General features: G+C 45.8%; 18 protein-coding genes. 6 read left to right on the forward strand and 12 right to left on the reverse strand.

Going from position 1 to position 21,892, the window contains the following annotated elements; all coding sequences use genetic code 11:
* Positions 1-98: 98 nt before the first annotated feature.
* The 8 genes from MKY01_RS19135 to MKY01_RS19170 all read right to left on the reverse strand — a co-directional run bounded on the left by MKY01_RS19135 (position 99) and on the right by MKY01_RS19170 (position 12,495).
* Positions 99-2,057 (reverse strand): ABC transporter permease, encoded by a 1,959-nt coding sequence (locus tag MKY01_RS19135; RefSeq protein ID WP_339283161.1) that lies wholly within the window; start codon positions 2,055-2,057, stop codon positions 99-101.
* The gene (locus tag MKY01_RS19140) at positions 2,032-2,802 is read right to left on the reverse strand and encodes an ABC transporter ATP-binding protein (protein ID WP_017687815.1); all 771 of its coding nucleotides are present in this window, start codon (positions 2,800-2,802) and stop codon (positions 2,032-2,034) included. The genes MKY01_RS19135 and MKY01_RS19140 overlap by 26 nt, the downstream gene beginning before the upstream one ends.
* 189 nt (positions 2,803-2,991) lie before the next feature.
* Entirely contained in the window at positions 2,992-3,990 is a 999-nt protein-coding gene (locus tag MKY01_RS19145) for a sensor histidine kinase (RefSeq protein ID WP_339283164.1), read from the reverse strand.
* On the reverse strand, positions 3,987-4,700 hold the full coding sequence (locus MKY01_RS19150; protein WP_076328437.1) for a response regulator transcription factor: 714 nt from the start codon (positions 4,698-4,700) through the stop codon (positions 3,987-3,989). The genes MKY01_RS19145 and MKY01_RS19150 overlap by 4 nt, the downstream gene beginning before the upstream one ends.
* Positions 4,701-4,783: 83 nt before the next feature.
* Complete coding sequence (locus tag MKY01_RS19155) at positions 4,784-5,758, reverse strand: sugar kinase (RefSeq protein ID WP_339287213.1); 975 nt, start codon at positions 5,756-5,758, stop codon at positions 4,784-4,786.
* Between the two features lie 71 nt (positions 5,759-5,829).
* Positions 5,830-6,873 (reverse strand): SPFH domain-containing protein, encoded by a 1,044-nt coding sequence (locus MKY01_RS19160; RefSeq protein ID WP_339283166.1) that lies wholly within the window; start codon positions 6,871-6,873, stop codon positions 5,830-5,832.
* Between the two features lie 271 nt (positions 6,874-7,144).
* Positions 7,145-11,521 (reverse strand): glycosyl hydrolase 53 family protein, encoded by a 4,377-nt coding sequence (locus MKY01_RS19165; RefSeq protein WP_339283168.1) that lies wholly within the window; start codon positions 11,519-11,521, stop codon positions 7,145-7,147.
* A gap of 257 nt (positions 11,522-11,778) precedes the next feature.
* On the reverse strand, positions 11,779-12,495 hold the full coding sequence (locus MKY01_RS19170; protein ID WP_339283170.1) for a YceI family protein: 717 nt from the start codon (positions 12,493-12,495) through the stop codon (positions 11,779-11,781).
* Between the two features lie 192 nt (positions 12,496-12,687).
* Here MKY01_RS19170 and MKY01_RS19175 point away from each other — a divergent pair, with 192 nt between their 5' ends.
* Both MKY01_RS19175 and MKY01_RS19180 read left to right on the forward strand, forming a co-directional pair.
* Positions 12,688-13,374 (forward strand): response regulator transcription factor, encoded by a 687-nt coding sequence (locus tag MKY01_RS19175; protein WP_036613325.1) that lies wholly within the window; start codon positions 12,688-12,690, stop codon positions 13,372-13,374.
* Positions 13,359-14,825 carry a HAMP domain-containing sensor histidine kinase gene (locus tag MKY01_RS19180; protein WP_339283172.1) on the forward strand — a complete coding sequence of 489 codons (1,467 nt, stop codon included), beginning with the start codon at positions 13,359-13,361 and terminating at the stop codon, positions 14,823-14,825. Before MKY01_RS19175 ends, MKY01_RS19180 begins: the two co-directional genes overlap by 16 nt.
* Before the next feature lie 96 nt (positions 14,826-14,921).
* On the opposite strand, the gene MKY01_RS19185 is transcribed toward MKY01_RS19180, so the two are convergent.
* Positions 14,922-15,734: an ATP-binding protein gene (locus MKY01_RS19185; protein ID WP_339283175.1), complete on the reverse strand. Its 813-nt coding sequence runs from the start codon at positions 15,732-15,734 to the stop codon at positions 14,922-14,924.
* 525 nt (positions 15,735-16,259) lie between these two features.
* On the opposite strand from MKY01_RS19185, the gene MKY01_RS19190 reads away from it, so the two are divergent.
* The gene (locus MKY01_RS19190; protein WP_074095586.1) at positions 16,260-16,412 is read left to right on the forward strand and encodes a DUF1540 domain-containing protein; all 153 of its coding nucleotides are present in this window, start codon (positions 16,260-16,262) and stop codon (positions 16,410-16,412) included.
* Between the two features lie 202 nt (positions 16,413-16,614).
* Positions 16,615-18,072: a 4-hydroxyphenylacetate 3-hydroxylase N-terminal domain-containing protein gene (locus tag MKY01_RS19195; protein ID WP_127549544.1), complete on the forward strand. Its 1,458-nt coding sequence runs from the start codon at positions 16,615-16,617 to the stop codon at positions 18,070-18,072.
* Between the two features lie 21 nt (positions 18,073-18,093).
* Here MKY01_RS19195 and MKY01_RS19200 read toward each other — a convergent pair whose 3' ends face one another.
* Genes MKY01_RS19200 through MKY01_RS19210 form a run of 3 tightly spaced genes read right to left on the reverse strand, consistent with a single transcriptional unit; the run spans position 18,094 to position 19,977 of the window.
* Positions 18,094-18,660, reverse strand: a complete 567-nt coding sequence (locus MKY01_RS19200; RefSeq protein ID WP_100527275.1) for a nitroreductase family protein — start codon at positions 18,658-18,660, stop codon at positions 18,094-18,096.
* Between the two features lie 52 nt (positions 18,661-18,712).
* On the reverse strand, positions 18,713-19,519 hold the full coding sequence (locus MKY01_RS19205; RefSeq protein ID WP_127549546.1) for a hypothetical protein: 807 nt from the start codon (positions 19,517-19,519) through the stop codon (positions 18,713-18,715).
* 5 nt (positions 19,520-19,524) lie between these two features.
* On the reverse strand, positions 19,525-19,977 hold the full coding sequence (locus MKY01_RS19210; protein ID WP_017687802.1) for a flavodoxin: 453 nt from the start codon (positions 19,975-19,977) through the stop codon (positions 19,525-19,527).
* Between the two features lie 227 nt (positions 19,978-20,204).
* Here MKY01_RS19210 and MKY01_RS19215 point away from each other — a divergent pair, with 227 nt between their 5' ends.
* Positions 20,205-21,068: a class I SAM-dependent methyltransferase gene (locus MKY01_RS19215; RefSeq protein WP_017687801.1), complete on the forward strand. Its 864-nt coding sequence runs from the start codon at positions 20,205-20,207 to the stop codon at positions 21,066-21,068.
* A 2-nt stretch (positions 21,069-21,070) separates the two neighbouring features.
* Positions 21,071-21,802 carry an RNA pseudouridine synthase gene (locus tag MKY01_RS19220; protein ID WP_127549548.1) on the forward strand — a complete coding sequence of 244 codons (732 nt, stop codon included), beginning with the start codon at positions 21,071-21,073 and terminating at the stop codon, positions 21,800-21,802.
* Positions 21,803-21,892 lie beyond the last annotated feature (90 nt).

The following is a 21,892-nucleotide window of genomic DNA, read 5'->3' on the forward strand; positions in this document are numbered from 1 at the left end:
TATCGCAAGAAAGCCCGCGTTTCCTTGATCTGAATCAAGAAATGCGGGCAATGAACAAATCATGGGTCGGTCCTCATGACCGCTTGTTTCTAAGATGGTTACACCATCATTTTACGCAAAGAAGCGATATATCTCGAACGTATAATGATAAAATAAAACGTCTGTGCAAGTACAAAGGCACCAAATACAGTCAACACGGGCATCGTATAATTGGTAATACCGAATTCAGTCAGGAATGGCTTAACTACGACCAAAGTTTCAATGATGGCTACCCCGATCGGTAAAAAGAACAAAATGGCAATCTGAACGGTGGATGATCGTTTCATTTCCTGGAAACTGAGACCCATTTTCGAAAGAGAATGCACCATCTTTCCATCCGCTTCAAGATCGGTATGCAGTCTGAAATACAGAAAGCTTGCAGAGGAGATCGAGAAGATTAATCCGATAAATATGCCCAGGAAGGTAAATAGTGCTGTACCCTGTCTGTATCTCTCAAAATCTCCATATCGAGTGGTCAGAAATCCGGAGTAATTCTCATCCGAAGCATTATCGCTTCGAATGGTATCTGCGGACGACAGTAGCTGATCGCTAACCATGGCTTCCGAGGAGTGCCGGTCAGGTACAGCATGACCCCATGCCGGAATCTGGTACAGAACTTTGCCTGATAACCTATTTGCATTGAACTGTTGTGTGATCTCTTCAAACTTCTCATCTGGGAGAACGACTACACCTGTAGAATAGATCAAGGTTGCGAAACGTGGCTCTACATCCGTAGCTGTAACTCTTGCTTGCAATGAGCCATCCTCCAGATTCAGAGTCAAGGTTTCTCCTTCCGCATAATTGCGAAACCTGTTTCGATCGATCTGATCCTGATCCTTCTCATTACGCGAATCTACGAATAATGCTGATGCTGAATCCAATTGGAACGTCTTTTTTCCTTGGATCGCATTGAATCGGTTGTAATGACTGAGCGGCATAACCGAGACAGCACTCTGATCCGCATCAGACCAAAAGTACTCCAGATACACTTGCTGATAATTCAAGCCTGCTGCTTCAAGTGTCGAATCAATATAGCTCATATCCATTTGATCCGAAGGAGTGTACACATTGTATTTGACTGGAAAATCGTTGTTTGTAAACTGCTCCCGGTTCTCTTGATCCAGTGACAAAATTACAACTGCACTCATTGAAGCAATCGCAATCACCACGGTCACCATAAAGAGCATGCGGGCATTATCCTTCATTTTATAGCTCATCTCTGAGATCCACAACAGACGTGTACCATGCCATACCGTTTTACGATTACGCTTCAATAAACGGATGATGAGCACGGAAAGTTGTGAATAGAAAAAATACGTCCCGGCTATCCCTGTTACTGCTGCAAGCATGATTGTTCCGCCATTTAACCCGCTGCGGAGTACCACAAAACCTACTGTAAGTAATGCAAAACCCAGAAGTGAGAAGAACCATGAAGCTTTGGGCTCTTTTTTAGGTTTGTTGGTTCCCGTCAAAAGTTCTAACGTCCGTTTGTTTCCGATAAAAACCAATGTGAAAAGTGAAATGCAGAAAAATAATAACAGAAAGGCCCCGATCGTAATCAGAATCGCTTTCACAGGAAAATAAAAATGCAGATCATCCATCCCGATAAAACGAGTGGTTAACATCAGGAACAGCTTGGACAACAACATACCTCCGCCGATACCGGCAATAATGGACAGGGAGCCGATCAACATATTCTCCAGAATGACCAATCTCCGAATCTGCCTGGGCTCGGCACCAAGTATGGTCAGAATACCAAACTCTTTGTTCCGTGATTTGAGAAAAGCACTGATGGAATACATAACAAAGAAAAATGCAAACACATATACGATAATTGAAGCGATCTGCATTCCCGTAGCGGTTGTGTCACCCATTGGCAACTCTGTCACATACGGATGATAAATGAACACCGCATAAGCGAAGAATATCATGACCATAAACACACTACTTAGAAAAAAAGCAATATACGCTCGCCCATTACGGCGGATGTTATTAAACGCGAACTGAGGAAAGCTCATGTGAATTCCCTCCCCAGAAGGATAAAGTATCAATAATCCGCTGGAAAAACGTCTGTCGATTATCTCCGCGGTGTACCTCGGCTGCCAGTTTTCCGTCCTTGATGAACACGATGCGGTTGCAATAACTTGCAGCAAGCGGGTCATGTGTGACCAACATAATGGTCGTTTTCTCCTGCTGGTTAATCTGTTCAAGCGACTCCATGACCGCTTGGGATGACGTAGAATCCAGGGCACCGGTTGGTTCATCCGCCAAAACAATCGAAGGCATATTGATCATGGATCTCGCAATGGCTGTCCGTTGTCGCTGTCCGCCCGAAATTTCATAGACTCGTTTATCCAGAATATGATCAATCCCAAGCTTCGCTGTAATGCGATGTAGTCTGCTCTCCATCTCCTTCAGCTTGACCTTGTCCAGTGTCAATGGAAGTACAATATTCTCAGCAACAGTCAGCGTGTCCAACAGATTGAAATCCTGAAAGACAAATCCGAGTTCTCGACGTCGGAACATGGCAAGTTCTTTCTTTTTCATATCAAACGGGTTCATGCCATTAATCAGCACCTTGCCTGAGCTGGGTTCATCAATGGTGGAGACCATGTTTAACAATGTGGTTTTGCCACTGCCCGACGGGCCCATAATACCCACAAACTCACCTTGCTTGATTGTCAGATGAATATCACTAAGGGCTTGAGTCTGCACTTTGCCCTGATATACTTTGTTCAGTCCTGATACCTGTAACATTTCCATGCGTAATTCCCTCCTGCTCCATCATTCTTTATACGTTAATTCTATTCTTATCCTAACTGACCTCCCGTAACGGTGCTATCGAATTACCTTAAACTTCTCTTACAACGCGTTTAAGGTTCTGTTCCCCTGCCTGCTCTATGACACTTCTGTCCATTAAAAAAAGCACCTCGCCCATAGGCAAAGCACTTTTCACTTCGGATATTTCGAATGAATCCAGCTGAATCTGACCAACGTTCCCTCATTTGGCTCCGAAAACAACTCGACACGGTTATCCAGGCGGGCACTGATCTCACGGACCAGATATAATCCCATTCCCGTAGATTCGTGGTATTGCCTGCCCCGTTCACCTGTAAAATAGGGATTGAACACGCGATGAATATCCTCGGAAGAGATGCCGATTCCCTCATCCTGAATGTCCAAGATCGTACGCTCTTCCTGTTTATAGCCGGTAATGATCACTTTTTTGCCTGATTTGCTATCGGAATAGTTCACGGCATTGGTCAAAATCTGGGTGAACATGAACCGCAGCCACTTGGAGTCACTATATATCTGAAGGTCGCCCTCCATCCGGATATCCGGCGTAATGCCTCTACGAATAAATAAACGTCGGTTCTCCGCTATACTGCTCCGAAGCACCTCATGCAAGTATAACAGTTCCACCCTGAAATCCCCTTCGAACTGTTCAAGCCGTGATGAATGCAAGACCATTTCAAGTCCTTTGCGCATTTTATCCAACTCATCCTGAATACTGCCCGCCGTCTCATCGTCCACATCTTCCAGGGTTAGCTGGATAATGGACAAGGGTGTCTTCATCTGATGAACCCAACGATTCATGAATACCACCTGTTGTTCCTTGCTAGTACGTAACTGCCCCATCTCGTTCTGCCGATTACGCTCCAGTTCATGTAACAATTGCTGGATGGCTTCCGCCACGACCGAATTTCCAAGCGTTTGGAAAGGTTCGTTTACCAGTTTTCGTGGTTGTTCAAGCAGACGATAATACACTCGCAGCTGGAAGTAACGTATGATCAGATAGACCAACAGCACAACAGTACTGATCAGCATGCCATAGAGAACAATCTTCATCGGACGGCCCTCACCAGAGAGCCAGTACACACACGGAACCAGCAGCATCTGTAACACATAAAATCCAACTAACATCTGGTGGTCTTTCAGGAACAGTCTCATTTCCCTTTCCCCTGTGCGGATGAATCCAGATCCAACACACGATAACCCGCTCCGCGAACCGTCTCCAAAATCTCTTCTGCACCCAGCTCCTTCAACTTCCGGCGAACACGTGTAATATAGACATTCAACGTATTATCATCAATAAAATGCTGATCTTCCCACATCTGTTCTAACAATTTTTCTCGGCTGACAACTCGCCCTGCCTTCGCCATCAGCGCTTCCACCAGTATCGCTTCCTTCTGTGTCAGCTCGGTAGAACGCTCATCATATTCCAATACAAATCGCTCAGGATAAAGGATCATGGGACCGTTCTTCACCTTCACTTCCTGTTGAACAGCAGCGTAAGAACCATAGGCTCTGCGCAGCTGACTACGGACTTTGGCAAGAACAACTTCATATTGAAAAGGTTTTGTAATATAATCATCCGCTCCATGTTCCAACGCCATAATCTGATCCATACCACTATCACGAGCCGATATGAATAAAATGGGACATATGGAATGTGTGCGTATCTGCCTGCACCAGTAGTATCCATCATATTGAGGCAAATTCACATCCATCAGCACAAGGTCCGGCTTCACTTCCACAAATTCATCCAGTACATGACGAAAATCATCTGTGACCTGTACCTGGAATCCATTTCGGGTCAGATAAGCCGCCAGCAATCCTGCTAACTTGGCATCATCTTCAACCAACAATATCGACTGCATCGTTAACCCTCTTTCCGTTTCCTGACGTCAGTGTATCACATCTAGTTACCCATTTTAGTCGGAAACGGCTTGAAAATAAAGCTTTAGACCACGAGACGCCCTCTCTTCTCTGCCAACCCAATGATGGCTTCCACCCCTGAGTTAAACTCAAGAAAGTCCTGCTCGACCCCATCGCTGAAAATAACACCATCCTCCGGCATCTGGGATACAATGTGCAGTGGTTGTTTTGAATGGATCTGTCCAAACACGAGATTGACCGCAGTCGTCCGGCTCGGGAACGGTTCACGTACTGAAAAATATAAATAAGGCGCATCCCAGTTAAAATGATTCAGCTCTTGCCTGCTCCCATGAATGGATGCCGATGCTGTAGCGACCTCTGCTTCAGAATTCATGTTCTGCCATGCAGCCGATCCAACAATTCCCGTGGCTCCCGCCAGCACACTTTTGAACCAGCCTGTCGATCCCATGCCTGTGGATACAATAATACCACTAGAGGATTGTTGTTCTGTGGATGAACCCAAACGCACTTCATAACGAGCCGATACATGTGTCTTCCGACCAATGAACAGATCATTCACACCATATAGATACTGTCCATCATTGAGTTCCACTTTGGCGAGAGTGACTTCTTTCAAGGTTCGTTGCTTTCGAATGACATCAGGAACAATGAAGCTCAGATCCTCCACGGTAAAAGGTAATAACACCCCATCCCAACGCATCGGATCCGGATTCACACCGATGAGCGGATGCTCGGTTACGTATTTGAGGGTGTTGGCTACAAGCCCATCCTGTCCAACCACGACCACGATATCCTGATCTCCAAAGATAAAATTGGGCACATGTTCCCGATCAATCGTCTGAACCCGTCCCAATTGACCCAGCTGCTGCTGGGCCTGCTGCACAGATAGCCGATAACGACGGTCTTCCTCCATATAATCACTGAAGTCTGCGCCCAGACGTTCAATATAGAACTGAGCTTGCTGCACCGTGTTATATCGAACCACCAGCTCTTCCAGTCGGGTCCGGCGTTTCACCAGAATCAGCTTGTGTTCACTCATCCGATCATCTGCCGTGGCCTGCTGACGTACTGATTTCCCTGCTTGCTCTGCTTGCTCTCTTCTTCCTAGCCTCATCTCGCTCTACCTCCCTGATCTCTGCCTGGCGCAGGAGACATTAATCCTTGCAACAGATCCGGCGAGATATTTAGTTGCCCAATCTTGCCTGCATTTTCAGCCAGTTCCTGGAACGCGAGTGCGATCAGCTTATCAGAATTCATGCCCATATTCGCCATTGCTTGCAGTACATTGGGCTGTACATTTTGCAATGAGTTCATCACGGCAGCAATCTCATACGCTTTGGCATCTGCCTCGGCATTGTGATTAGCAATAGTTAACTCAATCAGTTGCTGCTTACGTTCCTCCATCGCTGTATTGAACTGAAGCTGCTCCTGCTCCATCTCGTTTTGTTTCTGTTTCACCGAGCGTTCTGTCTGCAATTGGGTCTCACGAATTTGCTGTTTCTTTGTCTCTACGGCAATTTCGGTGTTCAGTTCGTTCTCTTTCACTCGTCTTTCCTGTTCAATCGATGCATTCCGACGTACATAGAGCGCTTCATCTGCCTGACGCAAAATCTCTTCCCGCGCCTGTGCTTCCAATGCACGCATCGTCTCTTTATTAGGCAGAATGGCCAGAATCGATAGACTCATCAACTCAACGCCCAATTTCTCCAACTCTTCACTTTGCACAACCTCGCGTTTCATGCTGCTTGCCAGCCGTTCACTGGATTGAATAGCTTCTTTCAGCGGCATTTGTTCCAGATGTTTCTTGGTCAGTACTTTGGCTGTGGTGATCACCCGTTGATCCAGCTTGCCGGGGTCGTCGGAGATATACCGATTTTTGCGCAAATTGTACGTGTAATTCAGGCTCTGGGTTATTTTCAAATAATCCACAATGCGATAACTTAATTGCCCCTGCACAGTAACCGTCTGATAATCCGCCGTAATCTCTTCGAACATAAACGGTACATCCACCGAGGATACGGGTAGAACTACTACCGATGTGGTCGGCTCATAATAATAGAAGGACAATCCTACACCTTGATGCTGTACCTCACCATTTTTCACTTTCATGACATATTCACTGGGTTGAAACTTCGCAAATCGGAATCCAAACATGGCTCATTCCCCATTTCTTAATATTGTCGTTTTGATATTATCGAAATGATAACAAATGGATTCAATATTGTCAATACGACATTAACAAAATGTTTATATGCCTATTTAGAGAAAGGGATGAAGTCTGAACCTCATTTTTTCCGCAAAAAATAAAGAGACCGAATCATATGATCCGATCTCTTTACCTGCTTTGTTATTTTCTATTCATGCATGCTGATAATGCCACCAAGCATCATCCTTCATAATCAAGAGCGCGCTTTTTGAACTATCTCTAATACAGTTGTTCCATCATTCTGGCGACTGCAACAGTTCCCTGTGCACGGTTCGCTGTTTCTTTCGGAGCAAACGTGCCATCAGGCATGCCATTTAGCAGCCCAAGTTGTTGCATCGAGGCTACAGCTTCTTTGGCGTATGCTGCGATCTCGGCGTTGTCTACAAACACCATATTTCCTTGAACAGAATTGGTCGCATCCTCACGCTGCACAACCTTCAGTGCTCTGTTCAGCATAACGGCCATTTCTTCTCGTGAAATGCGTTCATTCGCTCCAAAGCTTCCATCTGCTCGGCCTTGAATTATTTCCATTTCCATTCCAAGTCGTACTGAATCGGTATACCACTGCCCTTCCTTCACATCCGTTGGTGTTGAAATAGATGGATCCGGCTGGCGTGCATCACCAATACCTTTAATAATCATTTGCAAAAATTGTGCTCTGGTCAGTTCACCTTGCGGGGCAAAACGAGTTGCGCTCATCCCCGAAATAATCCCTTTACCGTAGAGGTTCTGTACCTCTTGGATTGCCCAATTGTGATTTTGCAAATCATGTAATGGCACTTCAACTTCTGCAATGACATAACTGCCGGATTCCAGCGGTTTGAACGCCATCGTTTTGGTCTTATCATCGTACTTGGAATACGCAACAGGTTTCATTTCTCCACTTGGAGATATGGAATGTACAACCATAACTGCATCATTCTTCTTAGGTTGCTCCACATTGGATAGAGCAACTTCAACTGCTCTGTTTGTCCATTGCAATGGCTTATTGTTCATTAACAGATTCACATCAACAATTGCATGATTACCGATCGTTGCTTTTTGCGATGTGGACAATGTATCTGTCGATCCTTTTGCTACTACGATGTCGAACGTTCCCTCAGTCTCCGCAATAGTTAGCGGGAGTGATCTCAGAGGAACACGAACGGTAGTCTGTCCTACAACTACATCCAGGGATTTCACTTCCTCGGAACGAATCCATTCCGCCAGTTGACTTGCAGCCAACTGGAATGTGACTGTCTTGGCTGTGTCGGGTACATCTGCAAGCAGTTTCAACGTACCATTTCCTGCATCCATGGATTGCAGTATCTGGGTTAATTGAGATACATCTGGACGAATCGAATACCTGTCATTCCCGGTTGCTGTTCCTTTTACCGTTATTAGACCCTTAACTGGCGGATTACCAGGTTCAACCGGTGGTGTTACAGCCGGATTCCCCGTTGAAGGAGCTGTTCCCGGGTTGAAAGGTTGTGATGGTACACTTGGTTGTGATGGCTGGCCAGGGCCAGGTGTTACATCTTGACGTACAAGCTTACTCACAGCATCTTGTAACGCACGATCCGCATTGCTTACATCTTGCGTTGAAGATTCAACATCCAGAATGAATGCCTTCGCTTCAGAAAGTGCCTTACTGAACACATTCCAGCTTGATGTCGTGTATTCGGTTTGTTTTAATTTCTCAGCGGTATCTACAGTAGTTTGCAGTGCAGATTTGTCCGCTGGGAACGTACCGTATGCTTCAAATTCCATGAATCCTACCCATGTGGGACCTGTTTTAATCGTTACCCGAATGTAACGTCCCTCCGTGCCTTCTGGAAGTACATGGCTAGGTGCGGTTGATACAACTACATCACTTGTGGTGTCCACTACTTTCACAAAATTTTTGTTATCGTTGGACACTTCGATCGTATATTTGATGCCGCCACTCCACATCGACATTTCGATTTTACGGAGGTTAGCAACCTGACCCAAATCCACTTGCCACCAGCTATCCTTACTCTCGTCTGTTCCCCATGAAGTGTTCGGATTGTTGTCAATTGCACCTTCAGGAGAGTTGGCTTGATTGCCTCCTGTCCCTGCACTACTTGAAGCCGTTGCCGTTTTGCCCGTTGTTAAAGCCTCCAGAGAGACTAGATTAGTAAAGGCTTGTTTCAACGTACTTAGTGCTGAATTCACCTCAGACTGGACAACAGCATTGTTATCTCGGACCTGAATCGCTGCCTGCAAAGACTGTTCCAATACAGACCAGCTCCGGCGTGTATAGGAAGATTTAGTCTGCTGCTGCATTTGTTGAATGTACTGGTGCAGTTGTGTTTTGTCCACATTGGATAGACCTTGAATGGCATCATGCAAACGTTTAACCGCTGTATTCGCATCCGTCTGTGTTGCTCTTGGATCATTCAAGATCTGATCAGCGCCTTCCAGCGCTTTGGTCAATACCGCCCAAGTGGCCGCAGACCAGTCAGCCTGCTGATACGTACGCGCTTCCGCTATTTTAGCTCTGAGCTCGTCAAGCTGCGGGGTGATAACCTGCATCTGCTGCATCACACGTTCCAATGCTGTTGTCGCTGCATCTGTATCTAATTGAGTTACCCCACCCGGCGTGTATGCCTGTTGGTATACATCATTCGCTGCCGAGATTGCCGGAGCCAGAGTCACCCAGCTATCCAGAGTAAAATCAGTCCGTACCAATGATTTGGCTCGTGTAAGTGCCGCATCCAGTTGCTGGCGGTCTGCGGGCAGAAGCTCCAGTCCGCGTTTGTAAACATCCAGTGATGGCAAGGCACGTCCTTCGTAGGAGTATCCACCATTCCCCGGAAATTCATCATAGTCGAACATGGCATGATTTTCCCATGCATCTCCCTCGGAATCAATCCAGCCTACATTGGCGGCAATCCATGCGGGCTCCCAATAGAAGAAGCCTGCTCCGCGGTTTTCCGGCACGTCAGCAATCATATCCATAATGCCAGCAATAGCATCATATTGCCCCTGTACCGTTGCAGGGAATGTTGCTCCCCCAACATGAAGTGCTTCATCCGATCCGATGATATTTCCATGAGCGTCCCCGTTTTTGTAGGAAAACGGATAGGACGTTTCAGCGATAATGACATCTTTGCCAAACTCGGCTGACACTTCATTCATCGTTTTCTGTACATCTGCAAACGTCCCATGCCAGAACGGGTAATACGAAAGTCCAATGATATCGTACTTCAGTTCGCGTTTCTCCAGCTCACTGAAATACCATTTGAACGTATCCACCTTGCCACCTTCAGCCAGATGGATCATAATCTTCACCTTATCCGCGTTATTGGTGATCTCTCCTTCTACTGCACGTACAGCATCAATTCCGCTTTTCAGCAAGGCAACATTTTGCTTAAAATCCACGTCGCTGCTCAAGCCGTTCAGAACACCACTGTTGATCTCATTACCAATCTGTACCATATCAGGCATAGCGTCTGCGGCTTTCATTTCTCCCACAACTTCATACGTATAGTTGTATACGGCCTGCTTCAGCTCTTCGGGCGAAAGACCTTCCCAAGCTTTTGGACGAAGCTGCTGACCCGGGTGCGCCCACTCATCCGAGTAGTGGAAATCCAGCAGGATCTTCATACCTTTTTTCTTCACCCGTGCGGCTAACTCAATTACATCTTTCTTATCGTTGTAGCCCCCTGATTTCTGTGGATCATTCCACAAACGAAGACGTACATAATTGACACCGCGGTCCTTGAGTATATCGAGCAAGTCCCTTTCTGTGCCATTACTATCCAGATACTTCCCTCCATTAGCCTCAATGGCGGTTAACGTGGAAATATCCACTCCTCTTACGTAATCCGTCCGATATCCTCCAACTGTTACAGTGGCCTCCGGTTGAACAGGGGCTCCATATACTGCACCCGTCACGGTAAAGCTGCCCGCATGTGCGTACTCTGAAGGGTCGATACTTTCCCATTCCACTGGAACCGAACCAGATTTGTCGTTCAGATACTTCGCTGTCACTTTTGTTGGCAGAACAGGTGCAACCCCAGCTACTGTATTGACCTTAACGGGATCGTAACTTGTAATGGTTGCTGGATCAATTTTTTCCTCTTTTCCCCAGACTTTAAGCTCGGATATCCCGGGCCACCAATTTGCTCCCGCATAGTACGGAATTGTAACCTTCACATACTGGACAGGTGTATTGGTCTGGAACTCTTCACTGGCAACAGTCTGTTTTATTTCGTTAGTCGTTTGGTCCACAACAGTTGACCAGTTGTTACCATCATCAGATACTTCAATCAAATATTTTACAACTTGGTCTTTGTCCTTCCAAGTCAATTCCGCTCCAGATAGATCATATGGCGCACCTAGGTCTATAGTCAACCAATGAGGATTACTCTCAGAAGTAGGTGAGCTCGCACTCCAGTGAGTATTCACATCACCATCCACCGCCTTTTCTTTTTGCCCCTCATTCAATAGATCTTCCTCTCTTACCGTAACCGCCTTGTTAAATGCCACGTTCACTTTTGCATCTTCTGCAGCCGCTGGACGAACCATCAACCCCAGATCACAGAACAGCATTAGTAATACCAGACACCCGCTTATGTACCTTTTGTTCACTCTTGATCTCCCCCTTTTTGTGTTTGATTGTGCATGGATCAATGAATGTTATGATTCCTCCTCATTGTAAGCGCTTAATAGCGATGGGTAACACGGCATTTTCCAAAGGAAACAGCAGTTATTTTAACAATATGATCCTGTGACAGTTACATTTGAGTTATATTAATCACACTATTTTGTAAGAAAAACAAAAAAATCTGTCCGTCTACCGTAAGGCAGAACAGAACAGATTTTCAGGTATATGATCATTGTTACACTTATTTAGAAAGTTTCAATTCAAGTTGTACCTGGATATCATTTTCAGTCGAGAGCACAACGGAGTGCGGATTTTCCATTCCGAAATCTTCGAACGTTACCATCGATGTTGCCGACAACAATACTGCATTATTCTCATAAGCAGCTTTTGCGTCAAAGGTTACTTCTTTTTCAATACCTTTAACCGTAATGGTACCATTCATTTTGATATCAACCGTTTGACCGACAGGCCATTCCGCAGGTACCCCTTCAAATGAAGTCGCTGTAAATGTAGCTTGTGGATATGTAGCGACATCGAAGAAATCGGCTTGCTTCACGTGACCATCACGCTGTCCATTCCCGGAATCAATTCCGTCCATCTCGATCTGTCCTTCTGCCTTCATCTGAGCAGCAGCATCCACATTAATTGTCCAATTGCCTGTTACCTTCTCGTCCACAAAGTTAACTGTCTCCTGTGATGTGGTTACGGAGAAGTATACTTTGGAACCTTCGCTGATGCTCCAGTCTCCGTTCAGTTGCTCTGCTCCAGCAGTTTCATTGGCTACAACCGTTCCTGTGCTATCTACAGCTGTGGTGGAAGTCGCTGTGCTCGCAGGAAGCACCTGCTCAATCTCCACGTTGTTCCCCAAGTAACTGTTTGTGATATAGTAACCACCGCCACCGATTACGGCAACCGCCGCTACACCTGTAATAAGCCATGCTTTTGCTTTCTTGTTCATCTCTATGTTTCCTCCAGTACATGATTGTTTAGGTTGCTTCTTGGAGTGAATCATATCAATTGAATGTGTCAGGAAGAAGTCAAGATAAGATAAGTCCCATATTTTTTTGAAATCCGTAATACAGGATTGGCTTTACGCTCTGGCTCATGTAAAATCAGTACAAGTTTACAAAGCGAAAGGAGAACGCTTTTTTTGAAATCCATACTTATCGTCGAGGATGAGCAAGCTATTGCACGAGTATTGGCTGCTTATCTGAGAAAAGCAGAATTTGAAGTTCATCATGCAGCAGATGGACCGACTGCACTTACCCTTTTTGATACCGTAACGCCTTCCCTTGTATTACTTGATGTGATGCTGCCAGGAATGGACGGATGGGATCTGCTGCGAATTATTCGTGAAAAAAGTGCTTGTCCCGTGATCATGCTAACTGCACTGGATGACATTTCAGACCGTCTCAACGGACTAAATGCCGGTGCTGACGATTATATGAGCAAACCTTTTGTACCGGAAGAAGTGGTTGCCAGAGTTAATGCGGTGTTGCGCCGTAATCCACATTGGACCTCAGGTGGCGAAGAGAAGCGTTCTTTTGGAAATCTCGTCATTGATCTTGCTGCCAAGCAGGTGCTGCTGAACGGTGCAGAGGTTGCACTCACACCTCGTGACCTGTCGTTACTGTTCTTCCTGTCCGATTATCCGAATCGTACATTTACCAGAGATCATCTTATTGAACAGGTATGGGGGATGGACTATGATGGCAGTGATCGTGCTGTGGATCTATCGATTAAACGACTACGTCAAGCCCTCTCCCACTGGTCGCCAGAGACGGGAGAAATTCGGACGTTGCGAGGAATGGGGTATCAATTTTGGATCGCCAACTGAAACAGAAGAAACCCAAACGAACGATATCCATTCTGTCACACTGGACACTGCGATATTTTCTCATTTTGTGCATTGGTTTCACGATTATTGCGGCAGGGGCACTCTACTGGATTCGAACAACTTCCATTGAGAAAAGCCTCAAAACCGCAGAACTGCTTGGTCTGGAGATTGCCGATCGAGTGACCAGTGAGAATAATATGCTTCGAGTTCCACCCGATCTGGACAGACTGGTAACCAAGCGAGAGAAACTATTCAACACAGATAATTATTTTTGTGTCATGATCTTGGACAATAACAATCAATTGATCTTTTCCCAGCCTAAAATGGAGCAAAAAGATGTGCATTATCGACTGTCAGACGACTATCTTGAACCGCGAAACAACAAATATGCAGGTGTAACGGTCAACATATCCGAGGGCGATCAAACCTTGGGCAAAGTGTGGGTCATGCAGTCCAAACAATCCATTACATTTGGTCCAGAGACGATATGGCTCGTGGCTCTAATCCTCGGAGGACTAATCCTCTGTGGATGGTTTACAATCTATCTCCTGTCCAAAAAGTTATCCAGACCGATTCGTCAGGTCGCCTATGCCGCTGAACAGATTCGAGGTGGCAATTATGATGTGAGTCTTGACTTGAATACACGAGAACGTGAGATCAATGAACTTGTAAATTCATTTCGCGATATGGCCACTCGTCTCCAACAACTTGAAGAATGGCGTACACTTTCGCTGGCAGGGGTAAGTCATGAACTCAAGACACCGGTAACTTCCATCAAGGGGCTCGTTATGGCAGTACGTGACGATGTTGTGAGTCCACAGGAAGGTAAAGAATTTTTGGATATCGCTTTGAAGGAATCTGAACGCATGGAGCGAATGGTCGCAGATTTGCTTGACTATAACGCCATGGCTGCAGGAAGTGTTACCGTTCGAAAGGAACGGACGGATCTGAAACTGTTGGTCGGTGAGATCATCTATCAGTGGAAGATTGCGTACGAGGACAAAATGCCAGAGGTTCAGCTGCACGCACCTCCAATTAACTTTTTTACCATGGGGGATGCTCTCCGCATTCAGCAGATCATTGTCAATTTACTCAATAACGCACTTCATGCCACAGCTCCTGAACAGAAGGCTGTCTTCGATATTTATCTAAGTACAGAAGAACAGATGCTGTACGTTGATGTTAAAGACCACGGCACAGGCATCGCAGCCGAAGAACAACCCAAAATCTTCGAACGGTTCTATCGTGGAGAACTCAAAAAACGTCGTAACCGCGGTCTGGGTCTAGGATTAACATATAGCCGCCTACTCGCTCAGGAACAGGGCGGTGAACTGACACTTGTCTCCAGCAACCCGGAAGGCAGTATATTCAGATTAAGCCTGCCACGCTGGACTGCAACACAAGAAGCTATGAATACAGAAAAAGCATACGGAGCAGCCGTTAAGGTGTAACGCACCTCGCTAACATGACAACTAGCCCAGAAATCCATTCAGGAGACTGGGCTAGTTCAACGTTGTTCTTTGTTGCTTTATCCAGAACGGAAGCAATCAACACTCTAATACACGTGGTCTGTATTCATCGTAAGCATCCGAGATCAGTTGCTTATGAAGTGCACTACTGGCAATGATTGCTTTCCGCTTTGCTTTCAGAACGATCTGCTCTATATCCGCATAACTGCACCCAGTCAAGCGTTCACATATGTAATCTTCCAGCCGAGTCTCCTGTTCAAATGCCCCTACCAATTTGCTGATATACAATTTGCGACTCGAATCATCAGGCATACCGTAGGTCATCTTCGTATCAAACCGCCGCCAGATGGCGTGATCCAGCTGGGTTTCCAGATTCGTCGCAGCCACCAGAATACTGTCCCCATCGAATTCGTCCAGACATTGCAACAACGTATTGACGACACGAGCCATCTCTTTCACTTCATCATTGCTCTCACGTGTCCGGCCTATGGCATCAAATTCATCCAGAAATAACACACAGGGATTCATTCGTGCATATTCGAATAACTTACGTACGTTACTCCCCGTCTCACCAAGATGGCTATGAATGATCGCATCTAATCTCACAAGAACCAATGGCAGATCAAGGCGCTCCGCCAGATGTGATGCCGTTAATGTTTTTCCCGTACCGGGAGGCCCGAACATGACCATTTTGTTGGGGATTGATACATCATGCTCTCTGAACTTCTCTTTCATGCCCAGAATGGTGACAAATTCATTAATGATGCGTTCATTTTCAGCGGAAAATACAATATGCTGGGCTTTGCGTCTACACTCTTTCGGCGTGTAAAAAGCAGCCATATCGATCCCTTTCGCGCGGGGAATCCGGTTCATATGGTTTATTTTGCTCATGTATTCACATGCTCCTTCATTTATAGTTTCAGTCCATGATTCAAGTTATATAAGTTGAACTAATGAATATTTACACTGACCACTTCGTTGACAGAACAACCTTCCGATCGCTGTTATCCCCAGATTTTTTAATTATTTCCCTAGAGGGGAAATCCGGGGATAAAGGCGAACGCTCCGCTTCTTCAGCTTCTTTCTGTCCTCTCCGTTTTCGTGTAAATGTTTAGTTCAATTTACATAGAATCAATTAGACTTTTAATCGTAATTATTACTATTAAATAATAACACACTACTGCCTTTTTGCAAATATAATCACAGCACGTCCACTATTTTGCCACAGATGGGGGCATTTGGTTGCAAGCATCAATAAAATTTGCTATTCTAAGTATGCATCGTTGTGTATAACGCAAAAAAGCCCTCCGAATTTCGTGAGAGCAACAAAATTTTCCAGATTAACAAGCGGCAACTTGTTATATCCGGATTCTTTATACCAACGACTGTAATCCAATTAAAGTGAGGTTAACAATCATGGCAAAAGACGTATTGTGTGAAGTTAATTCCTGTCGTCACTGGGCTCAAGAGAACAAATGTAACGCTTCTTCGATCTACATTGTGAGTCACAGTTCCAAAGAAGCAAGTCAGTCTGCTGAAACAGACTGCAAGACTTTTGAAGTAAAATAAGTAATTTCAATTGATCCACTTAAAGGAGCCCTTACCGGTTCCTTTTTTCTTTGTCTATTGTAACAAGAATGATAATTATTATCAAGCCCTATTCTGTAAAAATCCTTCTCACCTCTTCAATGCACATTGGACAGATGACCTACGTACACTACGTAAGAAGTCAGTATGCCCATGAACGATTAGAACCAAGAGGTGAATAACAATGCCTGTTAAAAGTGGCACACAGTATCGCGAACGAATTGATGCACAGTCCGTCCCTTGCTGGTACAAAGGTAACCTTATTACTGGAAAACGCTCTGAACATGTAGCATTTGCTGGTTTAATGGAGACTCAGATGTACATGTATGATCTGCAATCTGATCCTAAATTTGCAGAAACGATGACGTATGCCTCCCCGGCAGACGGCAAACCTGTGGGCATATCCTTCCTGCCTCCAACCAGTGCCGACGACCTCCGTAAACGACGCGAAGGGATGAATATCTGGGCAAATGTGCATCATGGCTTTCTTGGTCGCTCACCCGATTACATGAATACAGCCATAATGTCCTTTTACACAGGTGCCGATCTCCTGAACGAACTATCTCCCCAATATGCAGAAAATCTCAAAAATTATTATGCGTACTGCCGTGATCATGATATCACGTTATCCCATGCCTTCATTCAGCCATATGCCAGCAAAATCTCAGGGCAATTGGATGCTACTGAAGATGCTATTGCCGCAAAGGTCGTGGATCGCACCGAGGAAGGTCTCATTATTAGCGGTGCATTCATGATGGCTACACAAGCTGCCACTTCGGATGAGATATTTGTCTATCCGTCACCTTCACCCGCCCCATTTGATGACGAAAATCCATTTGCATTCTCTTTTGCTGTCCCCAATGATCTTCCAGGAATCAGTCTGGTATGCAGGGACACCTACGCAGCCAAATCTCACACCAACTATCCCCTGAGCTCCAGATATGAAGAAATGGACAATATCGTCATCTTTGACCGGGTGCTCGTTCCGCATGAACGAATATTTTTTGCAGGAAGTGAGGAAATGTCCTCGCGTCTCTTCAGTGGTAGTAACTTTCATATTCACGCAGGTCATCAGGTATTGTGTCGTTATATTGCCAAGACGGAATTTGTTCTCGGTACAATCCAGCTTCTCACGGATACGCTGGATCTGAATACGGAAGCACATGTTATAGAGAAATCTGCACGTGTGTTCGCAGGTCTTGAATCGTTAAAAGCATTGGCCTTGGCCGCGGAGGCAGGTGCAATACCAGACGGAAGAGGATTTGTATTACCTGCACCCAAACCTTTGATGGCAGCCAATCTCCTCTTTCCGAAACTTTATCCTGAGATGATTGAAATTCTGCAACTCTTGGGTTCGAGCGGGGTGATTATGATCCCTCAGGAAGAAGAGTTTCAATCCGATATAGCTCCTTCACTGAATATATATCTGAAAGGGAACGATATGGCTTCTCACGAACGCAACGCTCTGTTCCGCCTGATCTGGGAGCTTGGATCTGGTTCATTCGGGGGCAGACAGACCCAATTCGAACGATTCTTTTTTGGCAATGTCCTTACCGTATCCAATCGGTTGTTCTCCGTCTACAACAAAGATCAGACGAATCGTCAGCTCGTTCGTGATTTTCTATTCAACACCAGCAAATAAGAGAACTAATGAATCAATTTTTTAGACCAGATGGTCATATACCGTCATCAGTTCAGAGGCTGGTCTGCTTGCATCCATATCCCGCAATGCAGGCTGGTCTCCGTAACCGATATGGAATACCCCCAGCACCTTCTCTTCACTTGTCAAACCCATTAAATTCATAAACACAGGATGTTGTTGATAATCATTGATCTTCCAGACCGCATTCAATCCCTGTTCCGCAGCCAGAATACTAAAGCGTTTGCTCCAGGCTTTGGCAGGCAGAAGATCATCCTCACGGGCATTTTTAGGCGCCACGACAACCAGATGGGTAGGGATTGCTTCCGTGTATTGATATGTAGCCCAATCGCCGTAGCGATCAGCCAGATGGGGTGGATAGCTCTGTCTGACCGCTTCCAGATAAAGCTGTCGTCCTTCGCCTGCAAACAACATAAACCTCCAGGGTTCTGAACTCATTACATATAATGAAGGATCTGCTTCATCAAGCAACTTTCGTATAACCGACTGGGGTACTGGCAACGGACTGAATTCGCAAGTTCCTGCACGTCTCTTGCCGCTGCTTATATCTTGACCTAGACCGGTAGACATGGCAACTTTCCCTCCTCTATCTGCATGATATATTGTTATCCTTCAACTGTCTTCACATCAACCATGTTTTCTTCGGTTCAATGGCTTCCGTTCTCCAGCGATCTACCTCTTCGTGTATGCGCACTTTATCACGCGTCGTAAACTGTTCTGACTCCGCCACTTCTGCTTGCGGCATGCTGTCACGTATCAAGCGAATGTAGTCCATGGAACGTATCAGAGACTGGCGTCCAGGGATGTACCTTATTTTGCGTCCTTCCAACAAACAGTATATCTCGATCATACCCGGTAATTTTCCGAAGGCTTCCCAGCAGAATGCACTGACCATATGCTGAAATGCCTCAACTACGTTTGGATCATGGACAACCATATATTTCTGAATAAGCAGCGAATCCCAGCCTTCTGGCTGCCAGGCCGCCTGAAATATCATCGACAAATGCATGGATAATGAAGGTAACTCCGTTCTCCACTGTTCAAAAAGAATGGCTGGATGCTTCAGATCATCGTTCATTGCAATGGCGAGTGACAATTCATCCGTAATCTTGTTCTTCACATCCCAGTAATGGAGAACAGATTCGAAACCATCCGTCTTTCTGGGCCACCACTTCTCAAGTAAATACTGTACAGGTACCTCTTTGCGAACATCGGGGTCGAGACTGTAAAAGGCATTGACTGCATGGCTCACCGCATATTGTACACGGTGCCTCCATTGCAGTGGAAGACGCTGCTCAGACACTGGTTCAGGGCGGATGAATCGGTGTGGGCTGCGCAGCATTTCTTCCAATCTGTAATCTTCAAGCAGACGTTCAGGAAGGTCATTCCTTCCGACTGGCATCGCTGCCTGAACATTATGTCTTAACATGATCTTTAGGATACCTGTAATCCGGCAGCAGCGAAGCGTTTGCCAAAGTCACGGCATGTTTCTTTCTCCTGCTCAAGCGGACTATATTCAATTTTCAACATCTCTGGAGATACCTCCGCCCCACGCTCCTGCAGCTTGGCAGCCGCGAGATCAACTGCACCGCAGAACTGCTCATACGAGGTGTCACCACTTCCAAACACCGCAGCTCTCTTACCACTCAAGTCTAGTTCATCCAGCTCCTCATAGAAATCAAGGAATTCATCTGGCAACTCCCCGTCTCCCCAGGTGTACACACCGATCATGAATCCGTCATAGTCCAATACATCAGATGCATTACAATCCGTTACGGATTTCAGGTCAGCCTCGTGGCCTCCCTGTGTAATTCCTTCCACGATCAGTTCTGCAATTTCTTCTGTATTTCCTGTCATGCTCGCATAAGCCACTAACAATTTAGCCATCTATTTTTCCCTCACTTTAATTTGATCATGTTATATTCTCTCTATGAAGAAAGAATGAATTTTGGATTAACAAAATCATATGTGATAATGATTATCATTGTCAAATTAAATTTTTGGTTATCTTTGTTTTTCAGTATATGGCGCACTCCCGTCCCCCAACTGGCGTACAAGCCCTTTTTTGTTGTACAATAGTATCCAAATGACTTTTGAAGGATGGATAAATCATTATGTACGTAGCTAAGAATTGGAAGGACTATGAAGTAATCGATACAGGAGGCGGCGAGAAACTGGAGCGTTGGGGAGATGTGATTTTACGCAGACCCGATCCACAGATTATCTGGCCCCTTGAGCAAGAAACCAATGAATGGCGTCAGGTGCATGGTCACTATCATCGCAGCTCTTCCGGTGGCGGTAACTGGGATATGAAAAAGCCCATTCCCGAGCGTTGGACGATCGGATACGAAAACCTGAAATTCCACATTAAACCTACCAGCTTTAAGCACACTGGTCTGTTCCCTGAACAAGCCGCCAACTGGAGCTGGATGATGGATAAAATCTCCAATGCAGGACGCCCTATTTCTGTCTTGAACCTGTTTGCCTATACAGGCGGAGCAACGGTAGCTGCTGCTTATGCAGGCGCATCTGTTGTGCATGTGGATGCAGCTAAAGGCATGGTTCAATGGGCCAAGGAAAATGTTCAATTATCCGGACTGGCTGATCGCCCTGTTCGTTTTATTACAGATGATGTATTCAAATTTGTACAACGGGAACAACGTCGCGGAAATCGTTACGACGCCATTATTATGGACCCTCCTTCATATGGCCGTGGCCCTAATGGAGAGACATGGAAACTGGAAGAGAACCTATATCCTTTCCTGAAGTCGTGTATGACGATCTTGTCGGATAATCCATTATTCATGCTGGTTAACTCCTACACTACAGGCATTTCCTCTACGGTTCTGCGCAACATGTTGACCATGACGATGTCTGCTCAGTACGGTGGTGACATTACTGCAGGTGAAATTGGTCTGCCGATCACACGTAGTGGTCTTGATCTGCCTTGTGGTATTCTGGGCCGTTGGGAGTCTTAATCATGTCAGAACAACGGCATGACCACGATGCGATTCCGATTCTGTTCGAAGACAACCATCTGTTAGGCATTACGAAGCCGGTCAATGTACCTACCCAGGAAGATTCATCAGGTGATCCGGATTTGCTTACATTGCTCAAGCAGGATCTGAAAGAACGATACAACAAACCTGGCAATGTTTATCTCGGGTTAGTACACCGACTTGATCGTCCTGTTGGAGGGGCAATGATTTTTGCCAAGACTTCTAAAGCAGCTTCGAGATTGTCCGAGACTGTGCGGGGACGTCATTTCCGTAAAATATATGCGGCTGTTGTACATGGCAAGTTACCTGCACAGCAGGGAACGTTAAAACACACGCTCCTGAAAGATGCACGTACAAATACCGTTACTGTTGTACCTAAAGGTACGGCTGGCGGTAAGGATGCCGTTCTGGATTACCGTGTTATCGGCGAGACAGACCGTTACAGCCTCGTCCATATCGAACTGCACACCGGCAGATCTCATCAGATTCGGGTGCAAATGAAAGAAATCGGCTGTCCTCTGTACGGGGATCAGAAGTACGGCGCAAGCGTGAATAAACCCGGGCAACAGATTGCTCTATGGTCTGCGATTGCTGCTTTTCCTCATCCAGTTACTAAGGAAGAAGTTATTCTGCAATCTCTGCCTGCAAGAGAATTCCCCTGGGCAGAATGGCCCGCTGCCGTGTACCAAAAAGCTTTTGGACAACCTCAATAAGTACGTGTTCAAAAGACTGGTTTTCAGTACCGATACGATGGGATCAGAAGCGGTATTATCGAACAACCTCTATAAGTGCACAGGATCAGG

This window comes from Paenibacillus sp. FSL R5-0486 (assembly GCF_037975155.1).
Classification (GTDB): domain Bacteria; phylum Bacillota; class Bacilli; order Paenibacillales; family Paenibacillaceae; genus Paenibacillus; species Paenibacillus amylolyticus.